This is a genomic window from Paenibacillus sp. FSL M7-0656 (assembly GCF_038003225.1).
Taxonomy (GTDB): Bacteria; Bacillota; Bacilli; order Paenibacillales; family Paenibacillaceae; genus Paenibacillus; species Paenibacillus amylolyticus.
The window spans coordinates 5,704,098-5,725,001 of sequence record NZ_JBBOOT010000001.1; the positions used below are offsets into that span (position 1 = coordinate 5,704,098).

15 protein-coding genes and 1 other annotated feature are annotated in these 20,904 nt (G+C 47.8%); all 15 genes read left to right on the forward strand.

Annotated features, from left to right (window positions below; all coding sequences use genetic code 11):
- Positions 1-98: 98 nt before the first annotated feature.
- The 15 genes from lonB to MHI01_RS25190 all read left to right on the forward strand — a co-directional run bounded on the left by lonB (position 99) and on the right by MHI01_RS25190 (position 20,888).
- On the forward strand, positions 99-1,853 hold the full coding sequence (lonB, locus tag MHI01_RS25120; RefSeq protein WP_036605888.1) for an ATP-dependent protease LonB: 1,755 nt from the start codon (positions 99-101) through the stop codon (positions 1,851-1,853).
- Between the two features lie 86 nt (positions 1,854-1,939).
- Complete coding sequence (gene lon / locus MHI01_RS25125; protein ID WP_340984359.1) at positions 1,940-4,279, forward strand: endopeptidase La; 2,340 nt, start codon at positions 1,940-1,942, stop codon at positions 4,277-4,279.
- A 156-nt stretch (positions 4,280-4,435) separates the two neighbouring features.
- Positions 4,436-5,092 (forward strand): ribosome biogenesis GTP-binding protein YihA/YsxC, encoded by a 657-nt coding sequence (gene yihA / locus MHI01_RS25130; protein WP_100527752.1) that lies wholly within the window; start codon positions 4,436-4,438, stop codon positions 5,090-5,092.
- A 267-nt stretch (positions 5,093-5,359) separates the two neighbouring features.
- On the forward strand, positions 5,360-5,947 hold the full coding sequence (locus MHI01_RS25135) for a hypothetical protein (protein WP_036605891.1): 588 nt from the start codon (positions 5,360-5,362) through the stop codon (positions 5,945-5,947).
- A gap of 335 nt (positions 5,948-6,282) precedes the next feature.
- Complete coding sequence (gene speD / locus MHI01_RS25140; protein WP_127548249.1) at positions 6,283-6,684, forward strand: adenosylmethionine decarboxylase; 402 nt, start codon at positions 6,283-6,285, stop codon at positions 6,682-6,684.
- 342 nt (positions 6,685-7,026) lie between these two features.
- Positions 7,027-8,412, forward strand: a complete 1,386-nt coding sequence (gene hemA / locus MHI01_RS25145; protein ID WP_036605893.1) for a glutamyl-tRNA reductase — start codon at positions 7,027-7,029, stop codon at positions 8,410-8,412.
- Between the two features lie 14 nt (positions 8,413-8,426).
- A complete protein-coding gene (gene ccsA, locus MHI01_RS25150; RefSeq protein ID WP_036605894.1) occupies positions 8,427-9,254 on the forward strand; it encodes a cytochrome c biogenesis protein CcsA in 828 nt (275 codons plus the stop codon).
- A 5-nt stretch (positions 9,255-9,259) separates the two neighbouring features.
- On the forward strand, positions 9,260-9,910 hold the full coding sequence (locus MHI01_RS25155; RefSeq protein ID WP_340984361.1) for a precorrin-2 dehydrogenase/sirohydrochlorin ferrochelatase family protein: 651 nt from the start codon (positions 9,260-9,262) through the stop codon (positions 9,908-9,910).
- A 2-nt stretch (positions 9,911-9,912) separates the two neighbouring features.
- Positions 9,913-10,869, forward strand: coding sequence for a hydroxymethylbilane synthase (gene hemC / locus MHI01_RS25160; protein WP_036605896.1), 957 nt, complete (start codon positions 9,913-9,915; stop codon positions 10,867-10,869).
- A gap of 4 nt (positions 10,870-10,873) precedes the next feature.
- Entirely contained in the window at positions 10,874-12,436 is a 1,563-nt protein-coding gene (gene cobA, locus MHI01_RS25165; protein WP_036605897.1) for a uroporphyrinogen-III C-methyltransferase, read from the forward strand.
- 102 nt (positions 12,437-12,538) lie between these two features.
- Entirely contained in the window at positions 12,539-13,540 is a 1,002-nt protein-coding gene (gene hemB / locus MHI01_RS25170; protein ID WP_017692601.1) for a porphobilinogen synthase, read from the forward strand.
- A gap of 26 nt (positions 13,541-13,566) precedes the next feature.
- Positions 13,567-14,871, forward strand: a complete 1,305-nt coding sequence (hemL, locus tag MHI01_RS25175; RefSeq protein ID WP_036605898.1) for a glutamate-1-semialdehyde 2,1-aminomutase — start codon at positions 13,567-13,569, stop codon at positions 14,869-14,871.
- Complete coding sequence (locus MHI01_RS25180) at positions 14,868-15,773, forward strand: RluA family pseudouridine synthase (protein ID WP_101314283.1); 906 nt, start codon at positions 14,868-14,870, stop codon at positions 15,771-15,773. Before hemL ends, MHI01_RS25180 begins: the two co-directional genes overlap by 4 nt.
- Positions 15,774-16,140: 367 nt before the next feature.
- Positions 16,141-17,724, forward strand: coding sequence for a LysM peptidoglycan-binding domain-containing protein (locus MHI01_RS25185; RefSeq protein ID WP_282320391.1), 1,584 nt, complete (start codon positions 16,141-16,143; stop codon positions 17,722-17,724).
- 155 nt (positions 17,725-17,879) lie between these two features.
- Positions 17,880-18,161 (forward strand) — a binding site (T-box leader).
- Positions 18,162-18,221: 60 nt separating this feature from the next.
- Positions 18,222-20,888: a valine--tRNA ligase gene (locus tag MHI01_RS25190; RefSeq protein ID WP_036605901.1), complete on the forward strand. Its 2,667-nt coding sequence runs from the start codon at positions 18,222-18,224 to the stop codon at positions 20,886-20,888.
- Positions 20,889-20,904: the final 16 nt, after the last annotated feature.

Genomic DNA, 20,904 nt, shown 5'->3' on the forward strand with positions numbered 1-20,904 from the left:
TCCGCATCGCCCGTTTACGTCGCGTTGAAAAGGCTATACTACCAAGTATTAGCATGATCTCATATGAGAATAGCGACAAAATAGGAGGATGTGAAGACATGGAATTTGGTATGGTCATCATGTTGATTCAGTTATTTTTTGGAGTGGTGATTGGTTTATATTTCTGGAACCTGCTGCGTGGTCAGAAAACAAACCGCAGTGCCGTTGAGCGTGAATCTCGCAAGGAACTGGAGAAGCTGCGCAAGCTGCGTTCGATCTCACTCACCAAGCCGTTGTCGGAGAAGACGCGTCCAGCTACCATTAACGATATTGTTGGGCAAAAAGACGGGCTGCGTGCCCTTAAAGCTGCTTTGTGCAGTGCTAATCCGCAACATGTTATCATTTATGGCCCTCCCGGAGTCGGGAAGACAGCCGCGGCAAGGGTCGTTTTGGAAGAGGCTAAGAAGAATCCAACATCGCCTTTCAAGCCAGATGCGAAATTCACGGAGTTGGATGCAACAACAGCTCGTTTTGATGAGCGTGGTATTGCGGACCCCTTAATTGGTTCGGTCCACGATCCGATATATCAGGGAGCAGGAGCTATGGGCGTTGCTGGTATTCCCCAACCAAAACCGGGCGCTGTGACGAAAGCGCATGGGGGAATGCTTTTTATTGATGAAATTGGTGAATTACATTCGATTCAGATGAATAAGCTGTTGAAAGTATTGGAGGATCGCAAGGTGTTTTTGGAGAGTGCGTACTATAACTCGGAAGACACGCATACTCCTGCTTATATCCACGATATTTTTCAAAATGGCCTGCCGGCCGATTTCCGCCTTGTTGGAGCAACGACACGTTCGCCTCATGAACTGCCACCAGCTCTGCGTTCCCGCTGCATGGAAGTTTATTTCCGACCTTTGTTGCCTGAGGAGATTGGGCGAATTGCAGAGGATGCTGTTCAGAAAATAGGGTTCAGTCCATGTCCGGATGCCGTTGATGTGGTCAAGCGATATGCAACCAATGGACGTGAAGCGGTCAATATCATCCAGCTGGCTGCTGGACTTGCGCTGACAGAGAAGCGTGAGACGCTTCAGGCGTCTGATGTGGAGTGGGTGGCGGGTAGCAGTCAGATTCAGCCACGGCCTGATCGGAAGGTCCCGACACAGCCGCAGGTGGGTTTTGTTAACGGCTTGGCGGTATACGGACCGAATATGGGAACCATTTTGGAGATCGAAGTATCTGCTGTTCCGGCTCTTAAAGATCAAGGCCGAATCAACATTACAGGCGTTGTGGATGAAGAAGAGATTGGAGGCGGTTCGCGTACACTCCGGCGAAAAAGTATGGCCAAAGGCTCGGTTGAAAATGTGTTAACCGTATTAAAAGCCATGGGTATTCGTCCGAATGATTACGATTTACACGTGAATTTCCCAGGTGGGACGCCTATTGATGGTCCATCCGCCGGGATCGCCATGGCGACTGCCATTACATCAGCCATTCAGAGGCGTCCTGTGGATCATGAGACAGCGATGACTGGCGAGATCAGTATTCATGGTCGGGTTAAGCCTATCGGTGGCGTGCTAGCCAAGGTGGAGGCTGCCTTTCAGGCTGGAGCGAAGACCGTTATTATTCCCGCGGAGAACTGGCAGTCCATTTTTGAGAATCTGGATGGCTTGCGCGTTATCCCGGTAGATACGGTACAGGACGTATTCCGTGAAGTGTTCGCCTGGGTTCCGGAATCACAACAAATGGAACAAACGAAGCTTGCAGAGGAGACAGTTGCACCTGCACCGGAGATTTTTCCACCGGCATCCGCTTCCTATTTGCGTGCGGACGTGCCTCGTCCAGGACAGGTTACAGATTCGGGAAGCTGCTAAGCGCTTCCCTTCATTGGTTTTTTATGTGAACATTTGATAGAATAATGAATGACTACAACCTGAGAGCCATTGGAGGTGCGAAAGCGATGGGACCGAGCAAAGCGAAAGGTCGTCGTTTTCCTTTACTGCCTTTAAGAGGACTTCTCGTCTACCCGAGTATGGTACTGCATCTCGATGTGGGCCGGGAGAAATCGGTCAAGGCTTTAGAAAAAGCGATGGTAGAAGAACATCTGATTCTCCTATGTTCCCAAGCCGAAGTAAATATTGAAGAACCAACACAAGAGGACATTTTCAGAATCGGAACCGTGGCCAAGGTCAGACAGATGCTGAAGCTTCCGAACGGTACGATTCGTGTACTCGTTGAAGGCTTGGAACGGGCTGAAATTATTGAATATACGGACAACGAGGAATATTATGAAGTACTGGCAAAAGAGCTGCCTGAAGAGGAGAATACCCATCCGGAGACGGATGCCTTGATGCGTACCGTTCTGAACCAGTTCGAGAATTATATTAATCTGTCCAAAAAAGTCACACCAGAGACACTCGCAGCGGTGTCTGACATTGAAGAACCAGGGCGTCTGGCCGATGTTATCACGAGTCACCTGTCCTTGAAGATCAAGGATAAACAGGAAATTCTGGAGACCATCGACGTTCGGGAACGTCTGGAGAAATTACTGGATATCCTGAACAATGAGCGCGAAGTGCTGGAGCTTGAACGCAAGATCAGCCAACGTGTGAAGAAACAGATGGAGAAAACGCAGAAGGAATATTATTTGCGCGAGCAGATGAAAGCGATCCAGAAAGAACTGGGTGAAAAAGAAGGCCGTGCGGGTGAGGTCGAGGAACTTCGCACTCAGATGGAAGAACTCGGCTTGCCGTACAAGGTGAAAGAAAAGGTCGAGAAAGAAATTGATCGACTGGAGAAAATGCCTGCAAGTTCAGCCGAGGGCGGAGTCATTCGCAACTACGTGGATTGGCTGCTTGGCCTTCCTTGGAGTCAGATGACAGCGGATGATCTGGATATCCAAAAAGCCGAAGATGTGCTCAATGCAGATCATTACGGACTGGAAAAGCCCAAAGAACGTGTGCTGGAATATCTGGCTGTCCAGAAGCTCGTCAAGAAGCTCAAAGGACCAATTCTCTGTCTGGTCGGACCTCCAGGGGTCGGTAAAACATCACTTGCTCGTTCGATCGCGAGATCGCTAGGTCGGGAGTTTGTAAGAATATCTCTTGGCGGCGTGCGGGATGAAGCTGAGATTCGTGGTCACCGACGTACCTATGTCGGCGCCATGCCTGGACGTATCATCCAGGGGATGAAAACGGCAGGGTCACTTAATCCGGTATTCCTGCTGGACGAGATTGATAAGATGGCTTCAGACTTCCGCGGAGATCCTTCCGCAGCGTTACTTGAGGTACTTGATCCGGAACAAAATAATACGTTTAGTGATCATTTTGTAGAATTGCCGTTTGACTTATCCAACGTTATGTTTATAACAACTGCCAACACGGTACACAATATTCCGCGTCCATTGCTGGATCGGATGGAAATGCTCAACATCCCTGGTTATACGGAACTGGAGAAGCAACAAATTGCGAAAAACTATTTGTTGCCCAAACAGAAGCAGGACCATGGTTTGGAAGAAGAGCAATTGGAAATCCCGGATGACGCGTTGTTGCGTGTAATTCGTGAATATACACGGGAGTCAGGTGTGCGTAACCTGGAACAGCAGATGGCTTCGTTGTGCCGGAAAGCTGCCAAGAACATCGTATCTGGTGTGGAAGGTCAGATTAACATCTCATCCGATGAGATCAAAGATTACCTTGGACCTGGCAAGTTCCGTTATGGTATGGCCGAACTGGAAGATCAGATTGGTACCGTAACGGGTCTGGCGTGGACTGAAGTGGGTGGAGATACCCTTATCATTGAAGTGACTGTTGTGCCTGGAACAGGTAAATTGACTCTCACAGGTAAACTGGGGGATGTCATGAAGGAATCGGCACAAGCCGCATTCAGTTACACCCGTTCCAAAGCTACACAGCTTGGAATTTCGCCTGACTTCCATGAGAAGAACGATATCCATATCCACGTTCCGGAAGGAGCGATTCCGAAGGATGGTCCATCTGCTGGGATTACGATGGCAACAGCGTTAATCTCAGCCTTGACGAACAAACATGTGTCCAAGGATATCGCGATGACTGGTGAAATAACACTGCGTGGACGTGTACTGCCGATTGGTGGTCTGAAAGAGAAATCACTGGCGGCCCATCGTGCCGGCTATAAAAAAATATTATTGCCTAAGGATAACGAACGGGACCTGCGTGACATTCCAGACAGCATCAAGGAAGATGTGGAGTTTGTCCCTGTAGCCCATATGGATCAGGTATTGCAGCATGCACTTGTTGAGCAGACAGGAATTCACCTGTAATCCACGTATCCGAAAGGTTCGTATGAAGAGTAGACCGTTCTGCGGAGGCTTCGGCGTCCGCTGGAACGGTTTTTTTGGTATGATAGAACAATCCATGGCATAATACCTTCAACAGGTGATGCATAGCACAGGCGTTCAAGAGAGGAAAGATACAATATGAAAGTAAATCAATCTGAATTTATTATCAGTGCCGTTCGGCCTGAACAATACCCCGAGGACGGTCTGCCAGAGATTGCTTTGGCGGGACGCTCCAATGTGGGGAAATCTTCCCTGATCAACCGTTTGATCAATCGTAAAAATTTGGCTCGGACTAGCTCAACACCGGGTAAGACACAGCAACTCAACTATTATAAAATTAATCAGGATCTCTACTTCGTCGATTTCCCGGGATATGGTTACGCCAAAGTTTCCAAAGAGCAGCGTTTTGCCTGGGGCAAAATGATGGAGAAATATTTGTTGGGACGCGAGGAATTGAAATTGGTCATGCAGATGGTTGATATGAGACATGAACCGTCCAAGGAGGACAAGATGATGAACGAATGGCTTCGTCATAATGGACTGCCTTTGGTTGTTGTAGCCACCAAGATGGACAAGATTCCAAAAACACGCAGAGCCAAATATATCAAAGTCATTAAGGAATCACTTGGTCTTCGTTCAGGGGATTTGTTTGTGCCGTTTTCATCCGAAGAGGGATTGGGGAAAGAAGAGTTATGGGACATCATTACCCGCCATGCCCGCATAGATAAGTATGCACCAGTGCTGGATGCAGAGGGTGCTTCTGATGAGGAAGAAAGCAACGAAATTAACGGATAACCGAGATAGTATACCGTTTTAGTGCAGGAAAGCGAGCATGCTAAATGAATCTTTGATGAGATCCAGATTAATCCGGTTTTTTAAGGGATTTCGTGACAATTCATTATCTGGGTCTGGAGAAAAATAACGTTAGGGTAGTGTATAATGAGCATAGGTGCATATTGCCAACAGTACCAAAATTACCGGCCATGCCGGCCTGAAGAATTTTGAGATGACTGCTACATGTGCAGGAAGACAAAACAATCGGGAAAGAATTGAGGGATTTGTATGGCTCAGCGGTTAGCCACAGAGTACGTTAAGGCCACTATGAAATTGTCAGAACCCCAGATGCATCAGTTTTTGCGCATGACAGAAGACGGCAGGCTTCATCACCGGGTTAAGGTGTTGGACAATGGTTGTCAGGAGGTTGTGCTGGGGGATGTAAGTGGAGAAGAAGTGCATTTCCCCTTTGACCGCATAGAAGGGTTTTATATCTGTGAATTATCTTGCCGCCTGGTGAATCTGCATCTGACCAACGTTGTCCGGAAGCTCTTTGTGACTTTTAAGGGTGACGGGGTCGTTCATCGGATCTATAAAGGGTTCACCATGACGTATGTTTATGCTCAAGGCACTGTCCGCAAAATTGTGGAGAAGACCGGGGAGAACACCCGAGTGATCTATGAATACAAAAACACGTTGCTTGAATTGCAACATCTGTTCCAGGCCAGAGATGTAGAACGCGAAATCAACCGTGTGTATGCCGAGATCGATTCATTACTGGACACTAGAAAAGATGCGACTGCTGATCAGCTCCATCAGATTGATGAGACCCTTGCTCGTCATCAAAAACGGTTGTTTGAGCTTGAAGCTTATTAGCTTAAAATTGTATGTTTATAAACGTATATGTATATAATGAATTCCCTTGTATCTTCCGTGCAGTGGCACTCGCCAATGTGGAGGTTGCAGGGGGATTTTTTGATGTGAGATGGAATATTCCGAATTGAAAATATTTATTTTACAATCTTCTGGAAAAGGGTTGATTTCACTCTGATTCAATGTTATTTTTAATCTCGTTGAAAACAAAATAGGAACCAGGATTCACTCAGGACATTATATGTTGCGAGAGATTTTTCCCTCGGGAAGTGAATGACGTAGGTCCTAGCGGATGAAATTTTTCAAACATTTTATTCCTAGGAAGGGGGAACCGAAGGATGGAATATTCAACTTTCGGAAGACACGTTGCTGTTGATACTTGGGGTGTTGACTTTAATCTACTGAACAATGCAGAGTATCTGGAAGCCCAAATGATTGAAGCAGCAGAGGCATGTGGCGCGACAGTGATGTCCGTACAATCCAAGCAGTTTGATCCACAGGGAGCGACCGTACTTGTACTATTGTCTGAGAGCCATCTCTCCATTCATACGTATCCTGAGAGAGGTTTTGCAGCGATTGATTGTTACACTTGTGGGGAGACTGTAGATCCACAGCTTGCTATTGACTACCTGGTATCCGTATTAAAGCCTGAAACAACGTATGCAAAGAAGTTGGTACGTGGTTTGGGCGAATTGCAAGTTGAAACACCAGACATGAACAACCAGATTGAACGGGTTTAAATAAAAAGTATATTGCATACACAATGTTCACATATCGGGATGGACACATAACCTCCCAAACTCTAATAGTCATGGAATAATTCCATGGCTATTTGTTTTAATATGCGTATCGTTATGAATATTCATAATGGACACTTTTTAACGCATAACGGTGAACTTTGGTGAGACACTACAATAAATGACAGTGCATATGATGATGAACATGGTGATTTCATAAACATTTCATAAAAATGACCCGGTCATGGCTATGATGTGTGATATAATTAACCTTGTCAATCATAAATGGATAGACATATGCAGTAAGCACTTTGATTGGAAATTTATTAGGCAGGTGAACTTGCAATGCACATCGTTGTCGTTGGTTTGAATTATCGCACGGCGCCTGTAGAGGTTAGGGAACGATTCACATTTGCAGAAAAGGATTTGTCTGAAGCGCTGCAGCAGCTCAAGCTGACCAAGAGTGTATTGGAAGGTGTAATCGTAGCCACATGTAACCGTACCGAGTTGTATGTTGTGGTGGACCGTCTTCACATGTGTGGTTATTTTATTCGAACATTCATGGAACAATGGTTTAACGTACCACGGGAAGAATTTACGCAACACTTATATATATATGAAGATGATCAAGCCATGCGCCATTTGTTCCGCGTCATCTGCGGACTAGATTCCATGGTCATTGGTGAGACTCAGATTCTTGGACAGGTGAAACAGGCTTTTCTTAAAGCGCAAGAAGAGAAATCAACAGGTACCTGGTTTAATATGCTGTTCAAACAGGCAGTTACGCTGGGCAAACGGGCACATTCGGAGACTTCCATCGGGGAGAGCGCCGTATCTGTCAGTTATGCTGCTGTTGAACTCGGTAAGAGGATTTTTGGCATGTTCACAGACAAGAAGGTGCTCATTTTGGGTGCCGGCAAGATGAGTGAACTAACCGTAAAACATCTCTATGCCAACGGGGCATCCGAGGTCATCGTGGCGAATCGAACGCTCGCAAGAGCTGAAGAATTGGCAGCCAAGTTCCGGGGGACACCTTGTACGATGGAACAGGCATTAGATCGACTGAATGAAGTTGATATTGTGATTAGTTCGACTGGAGCTGAACGTTATGTCATGGATGCAGCAGTGGTACGGGAGAGCATGAAGCGTCGTCAATCTCGTCCATTGTTCCTGATTGATATTGCGGTTCCACGCGATATTGATCCGGCGATTGGTGAATTATCCAACGTATTTCTCTATGACATTGATGATCTGGAAGGAATCGTGGAGAGCAACCTGGAGATGCGTAAGGTGGAAGCTGCCAAAATTGAGAGAATGATTGAGCTTGAGATGGAGGATTATTACCATTGGCTCAAAACGTTGGGTGTTCGTCCCGTTATTCGGGCTTTGCAGGAAAAAGGTGTCTCCATTCATGAAGAAACGATGGATAGCCTGTTTAATAAACTGCCTGAGCTCGATGAACATCAACGTAAAGTCATTCGTCGTCTGACCAAGAGTATTGTGAACCAAATGACGACAGATCCGATTAATCGGATTAAGGAAATGGCAGGCACGAAGCAAGGTGATGAAGCTCTGCGCATGTTTACTCAGATTTTCGCTCTGGAAGATGCAGTAGAGATGGCCGCTGAAAAAGTGAGTCAGAGTGATGCTACAGCTCTGGCGAAACCAGCCGCTCACCTTAACGAAAACCGGCAAGACCCCGTGCCGGCTTATGCTCCGGCAGGCGTATAAGGCGGGTGGGCAGCTTGACCCTTGCTGAACAAGTTTATGAAGCTCTAATCTATATGTATGCCCTGAGCCTACTGTTCTATTTCTCGGACTGCATTCGACGCAATGCGGGGGCGAAGCGGACAGGCACAGGGTTTCTTGTCGTTGTTTGGGGATTGCAGGTAACGCATGTCATATTGCGCATGTGGACTGAAGGCCATTTCCCCATCTATACCACCTTTGATTTTTTGTTTATATTTTCATTCAGTATTGTGCTGATGTCTCTCGTCATGACTCGCATCCAGCGTTCCGAATTTGTGATTTTGTTGCTGAATGTTGTAGGTTTTTCCGTTACGGTATTAAACCGACTGTGGTTTACGGCCGGAGAGATATCACTGCATAACTGGCAAACGGTACATGGATTACTCATTATGCATATTACCTTGGCGAATCTTGGTTTTGCGGCGTTAACCGTTGCTACGGTATTTGCCATGTTATATCTGTTCCTGCACCGTAAGTTGAAGAAAAAAAAGTGGAATGATACGATGCGACGGATGCCAAGCCTGGAAGTGATCGGCAAATACATGGATGGTGCTAATTTCATAGGTACACCGCTCCTTGGTGTTTCTGTGATGCTTGCCGTATTATCCATTGTGGCGGAAAGACGCTGGATTCTACTCTTGGATCTCAAAGTTATTGCGACAGGTCTTGCTATAGCCATCTATGTGGGGTACTTCGTATCCAAGAGAAGGAAACAGTTCTCTACAATTATCATGGCAAGATGGACACTGATCGGGTACGGATTTGTCATTATAAGTTTTTTATCCAATGCGTATTCAGCGTTTCATCGTTGGACGGGAGAGTGAAGGGGATGGACCGTTACACGCCCATATTTGTGAATACTTCAGGCAAGAAATGCTGCGTGGTTGGTGGTGGACGTGTTGCCGAACGTAAAATTAAGGGATTACTGCATGCTGAGGCACAGATTACGGTCATTAGTCCGGAGCTTACTCCCGTATTAAAACAACTGTATCATGAATCCCGAATTCAATGGATAGACCGGTCCTACCGCAATGGAGATTTGCGGGGGGCCTTTCTCGTATATGCAGCGACTGACCATTCAGAGGTTAATTCAACTGTGGTTCGGGATGCGGAGGCTGCGGGCATACTGGTGAATAACGCGATGTCTTCGGAGCACAGCAACTTTATTACGCCAAGCGTGGTAAGGCGTGGGAGATTAAGCATAGCGATATCCACAGCAGGAGCGGGACCGGCAGCAGCTGCGGAGATACGTGCCACACTCGAACGACAGTTCGGTGATGAGTATGAGACGTACCTTGAGTTTTTGCACCAGATGAGGACTGAGGTGAAGTCACGCGTATCTTCTTCAAGTCTCAGAAGTACGTTGCTTCGGCAATTAACTGAAATGCACATATTAGAAGATATTCGTACAGGCCATTTTCGGTGGTGGACCGAAGAAGAAATCGGGGACTGGATATCCCGTAATCAGGAGGAAGTGTAGATATGCGTACAATTAAAGTTGGAAGTAGACAGAGCGCGCTTGCGCTAACCCAGACAGGTCATGTCATTCAGGATTTACGCGATATTTGTGAGCGGGAAGGATTAGCTTTTGACTTTGAAGTACATAAGATTGTTACCAAGGGAGATCTCATTCTGGATGTAACGTTGTCAAAAGTGGGAGGCAAAGGTCTGTTTGTCAAAGAGATTGAACAGGCGATGCTTGATCGTACGATTGATATGGCTGTGCATAGCATGAAAGATATGCCCTCCGAGTTACCCGAAGGATTAATCAATGGTGCTATTCCCCGTCGTGCAGATCCACGGGATGCGCTGATATCTAATGGTGGACTAACTCTGGATCAACTGCCAGAAGGAGCTAGAGTCGGAACAAGCAGTCTGCGCCGATCGAGTCAATTAAAGGCCTATCGTCCAGATTTGCAATTGGAATCGATTCGCGGCAATATTGATTCCCGTCTGCGAAAGCTGGAGACCGAAGGATTCGATGCGATTATTCTGGCAGCTGCAGGATTGTACCGTATGGGCTGGGAAGACCGAATCACAGAGTACCTGACGGAAACAGCTTGCCTTCCGGCAGTGGGTCAAGGCGCGCTTGGTATCGAATGTCGTGAAGACGATGAGGAACTATTGCACTTGCTGCAGCTGTATAACGATCCCGAGACAGCATTTCCTGTACAGGCGGAACGCCGTTTTCTCAGTGTATTAAATGGGGGCTGTCAGGTTCCGATCGGTGCTCATGCGGTGTGGGTGCCTCAGCAAGATGCAGATTCCCTGAATGGTGAAAACACGTTACAATTAACAGGTATGGTCGGCACGCCGGATGGTGGACTGATTCTTAAGGAAGCTATGATCGGCAAGGACCCGGTTCGTCTGGGAGAAGAAGTAGCGTGGAGATTGATTGAACGGGGTGCAGAGCAGATACTGGCAGAAGTTAGGGGATGAAGACATGGTGGGAAAGGTCTTTTTGGTAGGGGCAGGTCCTGGGGATGCAAAGCTGATTACGGTAAAAGGATGGGAATCCATCGGGAAAGCCGATGCTGTAGTCTATGATCGTTTGGCAAGTCCGAGATTGTTGAAACAAATGAAACCCGGCGCAGTCAAGATTTACGTGGGCAAGCGCCCGGATCGGCATACGATGAAACAGGAAGAAATCAATCAACTGTTGGTTGATCTGGCTCTTGAAGGCAAGGTTGTGGTTCGGCTTAAGGGCGGCGATCCAACTATCTTTGGACGCGTGGGCGAAGAGGCGGGTTTGCTACACAAAAACGGAATTCCGTTTGAGATTGTACCTGGGGTTACCGCTGCAATAAGTGTACCTGCGTATGCCGGAATTCCTGTGACTCACCGTGACTATGCATCTTCCATCTCTATTATTACGGGGCACGAGAGTCCGGACAAGCTTGATCGCAGTATCCATTGGGATAAAGTGACGAATGCAACGGGCACACTTGTATTTATGATGGGGGTTGCCAAAATTGGATATATCAGCGAACAATTGATTCGTCATGGTCGTCCAGCGCAAACACCGGTAGCTCTAATTCGTTGGGGAACACGAGCGGAACAGGATACCCTTACAGGTACCCTTGAGGATATAGAAGCGAAAGTGATCGAAGCCAATTTCCAACCACCAGCTGTTATTGTGGTGGGAGATGTCGTCAATCAGCGGGAACAATTGAAATGGGCAGAAGCGCTGCCGCTGTTTGGCAAACGAATTCTGGTAACCCGTGCTCGCAGTCAGGCGAGTGAACTGGTGAATCGCATTGAGGAACTCGGCGGTGAACCGTATGAGTTTCCGGTTATTGAGACGGTCATGCCATCCAGTGAATCTGCCAAGCAAAGTGTCAAAGACGCCTTCAGTGCTTTAAATACCTATGACTGGGTGTTTTTCACAAGTGTGAACGGCGTGGAGTTTTTCTTCCGCCATCTGGAACAGGAAGGCAAGGATATTCGCTCGATTCATCAAGCGAGAATTACTGCCGTAGGACCTTCCACAGCGGACGCTTTGCGCAAACATGGCATCGTAGCTGAAGTTGTCAAAGGTCCTTTCCAGGCCGAAGGCATGCTTGAGGCTTTTGAAAGCGAATTGAAGGAAGGTCAGAGAGTATTGCTTCCGCACGGTGATCTGGCACGTACGTGGTTACGTGATCAGTTGAGAGAAAGAGGGCTTCAGGTCACCGAAGCCATCACCTACGATACGATCCTCGCTGGTGAGGATGATGACGAACTACTCAAGCTACTTGAAGAAGGTGGTATTCATGCGGTGACCTTTACAAGTTCATCGACGGTTACCAATTTCATGAGTATGTTGAAACGTATGGGGTTGCAAGATCCACTGCCTTTATTGAAAGATGTGGAGGTTGCGTGTATCGGGCCTGTTACAGCCAAAACGGCAGAAGCCGCTGGACTAAAGGTTACACTGATGGCAGAGGAAGCAACGATGGATAGCTTGATCACAGTGCTATGCGACTGGAAACGGACAGGCACCAAAGAAGGCGCTCTTCGAAATTAATACACATGTAATCATGTCAACATATGAAGCGTGCTGAATTCGATAGGATACCAGCGCGCTTCCATTTTTGCTCTATTTAACTTTCAAGGAGGTTTTACTCGTATGAGTTTTCCAATTGTACGGCATCGCCGTTTACGCCAATCGACAGGTATTCGCAATATGGTCAGAGAGACCCATCTAACTGTGGACGACTTTATTCAACCGATCTATGTGACGTATGGAGAAAATGTGAAATCTGAAATTAAATCCATGCCTGGCGTATTCCGCTTCTCGCTGGATCGTCTTCAGGAGGAAGTAACGGAAATTGCCGAGCTGGGAATTCCAGCCGTGTTATTGTTCGGTATTCCCGAGACGAAGGACAGTGTGGGTTCATCTGGCTTCGCTGAAGATGGCATTGTGCAGGAAGCGACGAGATTGATCAAATCCTGGTACCCGGAACTGCTGGTTGTTGCTGATACTTGTCTGTGTGAATTCACGGATCACGGTCACTGCGGTATGGTACACACCGTGGAGATTGACGGCCACATCTGCGGAGATGTGTTAAATGATGAATCACTTGATCTACTCGTGCAAACGGCAGTGTCTCAAGCCAAAGCAGGAGCGGACATTATTGCACCATCCAACATGATGGATGGATTTGTACAAGCGATCCGCGCGGGGCTGGATGAGAATGGATTCAGTCACATTCCGATTATGTCTTACTCTGTTAAATATGCATCCGCATTCTATGGTCCATTCCGCGAAGCAGCGGATTCTACACCCCAATTCGGAGACCGCAAGTCGTATCAGATGGACCCGGCGAACGCGCGTGAAGCCTTGCGTGAAGCAGAGACGGATGTGCTCGAAGGAGCGGATATGCTAATGGTTAAACCTTCGCTGTCCTATCTTGATGTCATGCGTACGATTAAGGATCAATTTGATCTTCCGCTTGTTGCCTATAATGTAAGTGGCGAGTATGCCATGGTGAAGGCGGCGGCGATTCAAGGCTGGATCGATGAGAAAAAAGTTGCCATGGAAATCCTGCTCAGCATGAAACGCGCAGGTGCAGATATGATCATTACCTACTACGGAAAAGACGCTTCACGCTGGTTGGCTGAGAAATAAAATAAATTACATTGAGGAGGATATTCATGACTGCACAACAAGGTAATCGTCGCAATGATGAGCGCTCACGCAGCGCGTTTGAGGAAGCGAAGCAGTACATACCCGGGGGTGTGAACAGCCCTGTACGCGCATTCAAATCGGTGGGACTTACTCCGATCTATGCAGAACGTGGTGAAGGGTCCAAAATCTACGATATTGATGGCAATGTTTTTATTGACTATGTGGGATCCTGGGGCCCACTCATTATGGGACATGCACACCCTGACGTTGTAGAAGCTTTGCGTGAGACAGCCCTCAAAGGAACAAGCTTTGGTGCGCCTACCTTGCTGGAGACCGAGATGGCAAAACTGGTCTGTGAGCGTGTACCTTCTATCGATATCGTGCGGATGGTTAATTCTGGAACTGAAGCAACGATGAGTGCCATTCGACTGGCACGCGGGGTAACCGGACGCAGTAAAATTCTGAAGTTTGAAGGATCATATCATGGACATGCAGACAGCTTGCTGATCAAGGCTGGCTCAGGTGTTGCAACGCTGGGTCTTCCAGATAGTCCAGGCGTGCCTGAAGGCGTAGCTGTGAATACCATTACGGTGCCTTATAACGATCTGGAGTCCGTGAGACTTGCTTTTGAACGTTATGGTGAAGAACTGGCCGCTGTTATTGTGGAGCCTGTGGCAGGTAACATGGGGGTTGTTCCTCCGGCTTCCGGTTTCCTTGAAGGGCTGCGCAGTTTGACGACCCAATATGGCAGCCTGCTTATTTTTGACGAAGTCATGACCGGTTTCCGCGTAGGGTTGAACTGTGCTCAGGGACGGTATGGGGTTACACCTGACCTGACTTGTCTGGGTAAAGTTATCGGTGGCGGCCTCCCGGTTGGCGCTTATGGTGGTCGTCGGGATCTGATGGAACAGATTGCTCCAACAGGACCAATCTATCAGGCAGGTACATTGAGCGGGAATCCGCTGGCTATGGCAGCAGGGTATACAACGCTCAAATTGTTAACACCAGAGGTCTATGACCGTCTGGAGACATTGTCTGCACGTCTGCAAGCCGGATTCGAGAAAAATGCAGCTGAGACGGGTATTGCGATAACCATTAACCGTGTGGGTTCCATGGTTTGTCCATTCTTCAGTGCCGTTCCAGTAACCAATTATGATATTGCCAAAGAAAGCAATCTGGATCAATTCCGTCGTTATTTTGCGGCCATGATTGATCAAGGTGTGAGTGTTGCGCCTTCGCAATACGAAGGTATGTTTGTCTCTGGTGTGCACACGGAGCAGGATATTGACGATACGATTGAGGCGAATCGTAAAGCTCTTCAATCGCTATGACCATCAAAAGTTGGAAACGCCGCGGGGAATGGCTTGAGCTGATGCCAGGGAAAGCCGTAACAGGCAGCTCGGACAAACCGATGGCTGCAGAGCAATGGTTATTGTCTGAGCTTCAGTTTCCGGAGAAACTGCTCCGTCAGCTGAAAGCAAACCAAGGAATACAACTTGCAGGGGACCGGCTTCGGCTGGCCCTTTTTGCGTCCCAGCCAATCGATGTTGAGCCACGCTGGGCTGATGTGGATGTATTATATGAGGATGATTTCTGTCTGGTTATGCACAAACCTGCAGGCATGAAACTGCATCCAGATGGAAGCCGTACCGATCAGGCGATCACGCTGGATCATGTGGTTGCCTCTTATTATGAAATGAACGGAATACAGGCGAGCGTACGCCATGTTCATCGACTGGATGAGGATACAACGGGACCTGTCCTATATGCCAAAAATGCTTTTGCCCTCGCCAAACTGGATGAAGCGATGCGTCGTAAAGAGATTGGTCGCCATTATGTAGCTATTGCAGGTGGACAAATTCCCCTTGAACTCCACAAAATTGATGCTCCGATTGGCAAGGATAGACATCACAAGCAGCGCAGACGTGTCTCGGAAGGTGGACAGGAAGCTGTTACTCATGTGGAGACCGTCGAAGTGTGGGAAAGAGCAACCCTTGTACGATTAAAGCTGGATACAGGACGAACACACCAAATTCGTGTACACCTGAGTTACGCGGGACACCCGCTCATTGGTGATTCGTTGTATGGTGGTAGAGCGGATGCCATTGGGCGACAAGCACTTCATGGAGAGATGCTTAAGTTTAGTCATCCGTTAACCGGAGCGATGATTGAAGTGAACGACCGTTGGCCATCCGACTTCACACAATTGGCAGAGCGAGAGGGGTCTTACTAGTACACTATATAAGTTCGACTAACTATTTACACGAAAACGGAAAGGACAGAAACAACCAGAAGAAGTAAAGCGTTCGCCTAAAAGCTTTCTGAAAGAAAGCTACTTCGGAAGCATAAGCTATCCCCGGTTTTTCCCTTTGAAGAAGGGAATCAAAAAAAATCTGGGGATAACAGTGATCGGAAGGTTGTTCTGTCATTGGAGTGACAGTGTAAATAACCATGAGTTGAACATATATAGCAAGGTTTTTCAAAAGGTGGCATGCTCCTCTCATTCAAGGCATATAGATGGGGTAACGAAGGATTTGGACCATGGATCAGTCCCATGAGAAGGATCATGGTGAACATATGCCGAAAGGAGGACGCCACCTTTGTTGAATCAACCTTATGGTTTGCGGTTCGATATTTATGAGCGCGTTCATTTGTCTGAGGGAGTCCCTGCGATTGAGGAACTGGAGGAGATTGAACTATACCCGCGCATTCAAGTCATAGGGCAGGATGATCATGCCACGTTAAGAGGACATCTTTTACTTACAGGTGCGTACAGAGGAGAGAATGAGGCTTCAGAGGAGCTCAAACATTTCATTCCCGTGGAGATCACAGTGCCGCTGAACCGGGTCAGATCGATTGAGGATATTTCCATCGAGATCGAAAATTTTGACGTGGATCTGTTATCCAATCGCAGTCTGAACATTACAGGCGTGTTGTCGCTACGAGGTATCGAAGGTTTTCCTGTTGAAGAGCCACAAGTGTGGTCAGCAGATGAGTTTACAGTTGTTCATTCACCTGATGCTCAGCAATCCAACCGTTCCGATGAAGCAGCACAGGCAGGTAGCGATCCCAACACATTTGCACAAGAGTACCTGCTCCAGCGGAGTGAGGAAGAGAGACTTACGAATGCAGCAGAACTTGCATATGGTGCTCCGGAATTCGCTGACCTGTCCACACGGGAAGAGACATTAAGGAATAGCGAAGAATGGCAGCAGGATTATGCGAATGCGTCATCCGCAGAGCCACTTCAATCTGAGGAGCTAAGTGCGGAGTACGTTAACGAAAACAGACAACCTGATGCAAATGAAGATCCCGCATCTCTGACAGCGAATGGAGATGAATTGGCATCTCATGAGCAATACAGCGAACCTTCTCCGATCTCGTCATTTATGGCTGAGACCGCAGATCGATTAGCTTCTTACCCTGAGTCGGAACCATTGTTGCCTCTGGAAGATGAGTCTTCGGGTTGGTCCGAGCCTTCCGTGGATGCATTGCCTGCGAACTCGAGAAGTGCAGATCAAGCAGTCTCAGAGCCTACTGCTCAATCATCTAATGAGTTGGCATCACCGGATGTACCGGACGCACCAGAGGTATGGCACTTCGAATCCGCGAGATCTGTACCTCAGCAGGAGAATCAGGCAGTTGCCGATGTCCCGGGCGAATCACAGGCGGAGAACTGGCAAGGTGTATTTGCTTCGTCCGAACCAGGCAACGCTGAGGAAGACCGGCCGTCTTTTGAAGCGACTGGGGTAGACGAGTTCGTACAGAACGAAGCATTTGTTCCTGAACCTGTAGCTGAGACGGAAGACAAGCCGGAGCTGAAGGTTGCTTTTGGCAGCAAAAAAGAATCCGCACCACGGCAAGAAGAGGGCGTAGGTATCTCTTCTTTGTTATCCTCCGGTAGAGCGGCACGCGATGCTGAAGTGGAGCGAGGCGATGAGGTTCCTGCGGGTGTGGTACAGGAAGAAACGTATCCAGCTGATGATGTGGAATGGAAGAACCTGTTCCTGGGAACGATCGTGGACCAGACCCCGTTCCGCAAGGTGAAACTTTGCATCGTTCAGCGAGAAGATACACTGGATGCTATTGCAGATCGATATCAATTGAGCACGAGGGAACTTCAGTTGTATAACCGATTATCTGAGCAGGTTGTGGAAGAAGGTCAGATATTGTACATCCCTTAATCCGTAGTTAAAGCCTTCGTTACGACCCGTGATCCCCTTGAGGATTGCGGGTTTTTGCATGATTCGTCCTAAACCTGCATTCCAGCGCTCTTTATCCGCTGTTGTCAGGTTGACTATCGCGCACGAGCAAGGTATGATGTGTGTAGGTTTTTTGAAGAACAACGTGGAACGGGAGTAGTAGACAGTATGACCTTTCAGAGAGTGGAATTGCAGCGCTGTGAGATTCCGCAGGAACCAACTGATCGAAGTCGCCCGGGAGTTGCCTGTTTGAATACAAGGGATGAATGAGATCTATCGTCATTTATTTCTGAGGTAGGATGGGCCGGTAGCAGCCGTTATCTGCTTGAAGTGTCACGTCATGTACAGAGGGTGAAGTCTATCTTGCTGTAGGCGTGAAACAAAGGTGGTACCGCGAAAGCTAACCTTTCGTCCTTTGATGGATGAAAGGTTTTTTTGTTTTTTTTGGCGAAGATGATGAAGTAACGGAGGAATGACACATGTCTGAGGAAAAAAAATCAGCTGCAACAGAAATGCCGACCACTTACGATCCTAAGGCGGCAGAGGATAAATGGTACTCCACCTGGATGGAGCGTGGATATTTCAAAGCCGGTCAACGTAAAGATGCAGAGCCGTATACGATTGTAATTCCACCCCCAAATGTGACCGGTATGCTGCACATTGGGCATGCGCTTGATTTTACACTGCAGGATATTCTGATCCGCACCAAACGGATGCAAGGTTATGACGCACTGTGGCTTCCGGGTTCCGACCATGCAGGTATTGCTACCCAAACCAAAGTGGAGCAGAAGCTGCGTGAAGAAGGTCTGACTCGTTATGATCTGGGACGTGAGAAGTTTCTGGAGAAGGTATGGGACTGGAAAGATCAATATGCCACTACCATTCGTCAGCAATGGGGCAAAATGGGATTGTCGCTTGATTACTCACGTGAACGTTTTACGCTGGATGAAGGTCTGTCCCAAGCGGTTCGTAAAGTATTTGTTCAACTGTATGAAAAAGGCCTTATTTACCGAGGCAAACGTATCATTAACTGGGACCCGGTGAACCGGACAGCTCTGTCCGACATTGAGGTTGAATATAAAGAGGTTCAGGGTCACCTGTACCATCTGCGGTACCCGCTCAAAGACGGAAGTGGCTACGTTACAGTGGCAACAACGCGTCCTGAAACGATGCTGGGTGATACAGCGGTTGCTGTTCATCCGAAGGATGAGCGTTATGCAGATATGATTGGTAAAGTACTTGTACTGCCTATCATTGGACGCGAAATTCCAATTATCGCTGATGATTATGTGGATAAAGAGTTTGGAAGTGGTGCAGTTAAAATCACGCCTGCGCATGATCCAAATGACTTTGAAGTAGGTCTTCGTCATGATCTGCCTCAGATTACGGTAATGGATGAGAGCGGCACTATGAATGCTGAGGCAGGCAAGTATCAGGGACTGGATCGCAGTGACTGCCGCAAGCAGATTGTTGCTGACTTGAAAGAGCAGGGCGTATTGATCAACATTGAGGATCACACGCATCAGGTTGGACACAGTGAACGTACCGGAGCTGTTGTTGAGCCGTATCTGTCTACACAGTGGTTCGTTGAGATGAAGCCACTTGCAGAGAGAGCGATTAAAAAACAACAGAGCGGCGAAGGGGTTAATTTTGTTCCAGATCGTTTTGAGAAAACCTATCTGAACTGGATCGAGAACGTTCGTGACTGGTGTATTTCCCGTCAACTGTGGTGGGGACATCGTATTCCTGCCTGGTATGATGAAGAAACAGGTGAAATCATCGTATCTGCTGAAGATCCAACAACGCTGCCAGAGTATGCTGGACGCAAGCTCAGACAGGACGAAGACGTACTCGATACTTGGTTTAGCTCCGGCTTATGGCCATTCTCCACACTAGGCTGGCCGGAAGATACGGAAGACCTGAAACGTTATTATCCGACAAGTGTACTTGTGACAGGGTATGACATCATATATTTCTGGGTTGCACGTATGATTTTCACTGCACTGGAATTCACCGATGAGATTCCGTTCAAGGATGTGCTGATGCATGGTCTTGTTCGTGATGCAGATGGACGCAAAATGTCCAAATCACTGGGCAACGGTGTAGATCCGCTGGATGTGATTGAGAAATACGGCGCAGATGCAATGCGTTACATGATCTCAACCAGCAGCACGCCAGGTCAGGATCTCCGTTTCCGTTGGGAACGGGTGGAGCAGGCTCGTAATTTCGCCAACAAGATCTGGAATGCTTCGCGCTTTGCATTGATGAATCTGGAAGGATTCACCTATGAGGAACGTGACATCAGCGGAGAGCTTGGTACAGCGGATTATTGGATTTTGCACCGTCTGAACGAAACTTCCCGCGATATTACGCGTCTAATCGAAGCGTATGAATTTGGGGAAACGGGTCGTGTGTTGTATAACTTTATCTGGGATGACCTGTGTGACTGGTACATTGAGTTTGCTAAGCTGTCCTTCTATGGGGAAGATCCGGTTGCCAAGAAGAAAACACAATCCGTGCTTGCTTATGTGCTGGATCAGACCATGCGCCTGATTCATCCGTTTATGCCATACATCTCCGAAGAGATCTGGCAGCATCTGCCGCATGAAGGTGAGACCATTACGTTGGCATCTTGGCCGGTATATGATCCTGCTCTTGAGAACCCAGAGGCTGTTGCCGAGATGAACCTGCTTATGGATACCATTCGTGCAGTGCGAAACATTCGTGCAGAAGTGAATGTGCCGATGAGCAAAAAGATCGAGCTGATGGTCAAAGCAAATAGTGCTGAGACGTCCAGCATCATTGCGCGTAACAGTCACTACATCAAACGTTTCTGTAATACGTCCGAGTTCGATAGTGGGCTGGATTTAAACTCACCGGATAAGGCAATGACTGCGATCATTACGGGGGCAGAACTATACTTGCCGCTCGCAGGTCTTATTGATATCGAGCAGGAAGTGGCTCGTTTGGAGAAAGAGTTGGAGAACCTTGAGGGCGAAGTTCTCCGTGTAGAGAAAAAGCTGGCGAACGAAGGCTTTGTAGCCAAAGCTCCTGCCAAAGTTATTGAGGAAGAGCGCGCCAAACAAGCAGATTATTCCGATAAACGGGATAAAGTGATTGCACGAATCAAGGAACTTAAAGGTTAATATATGTGGGTCGGAT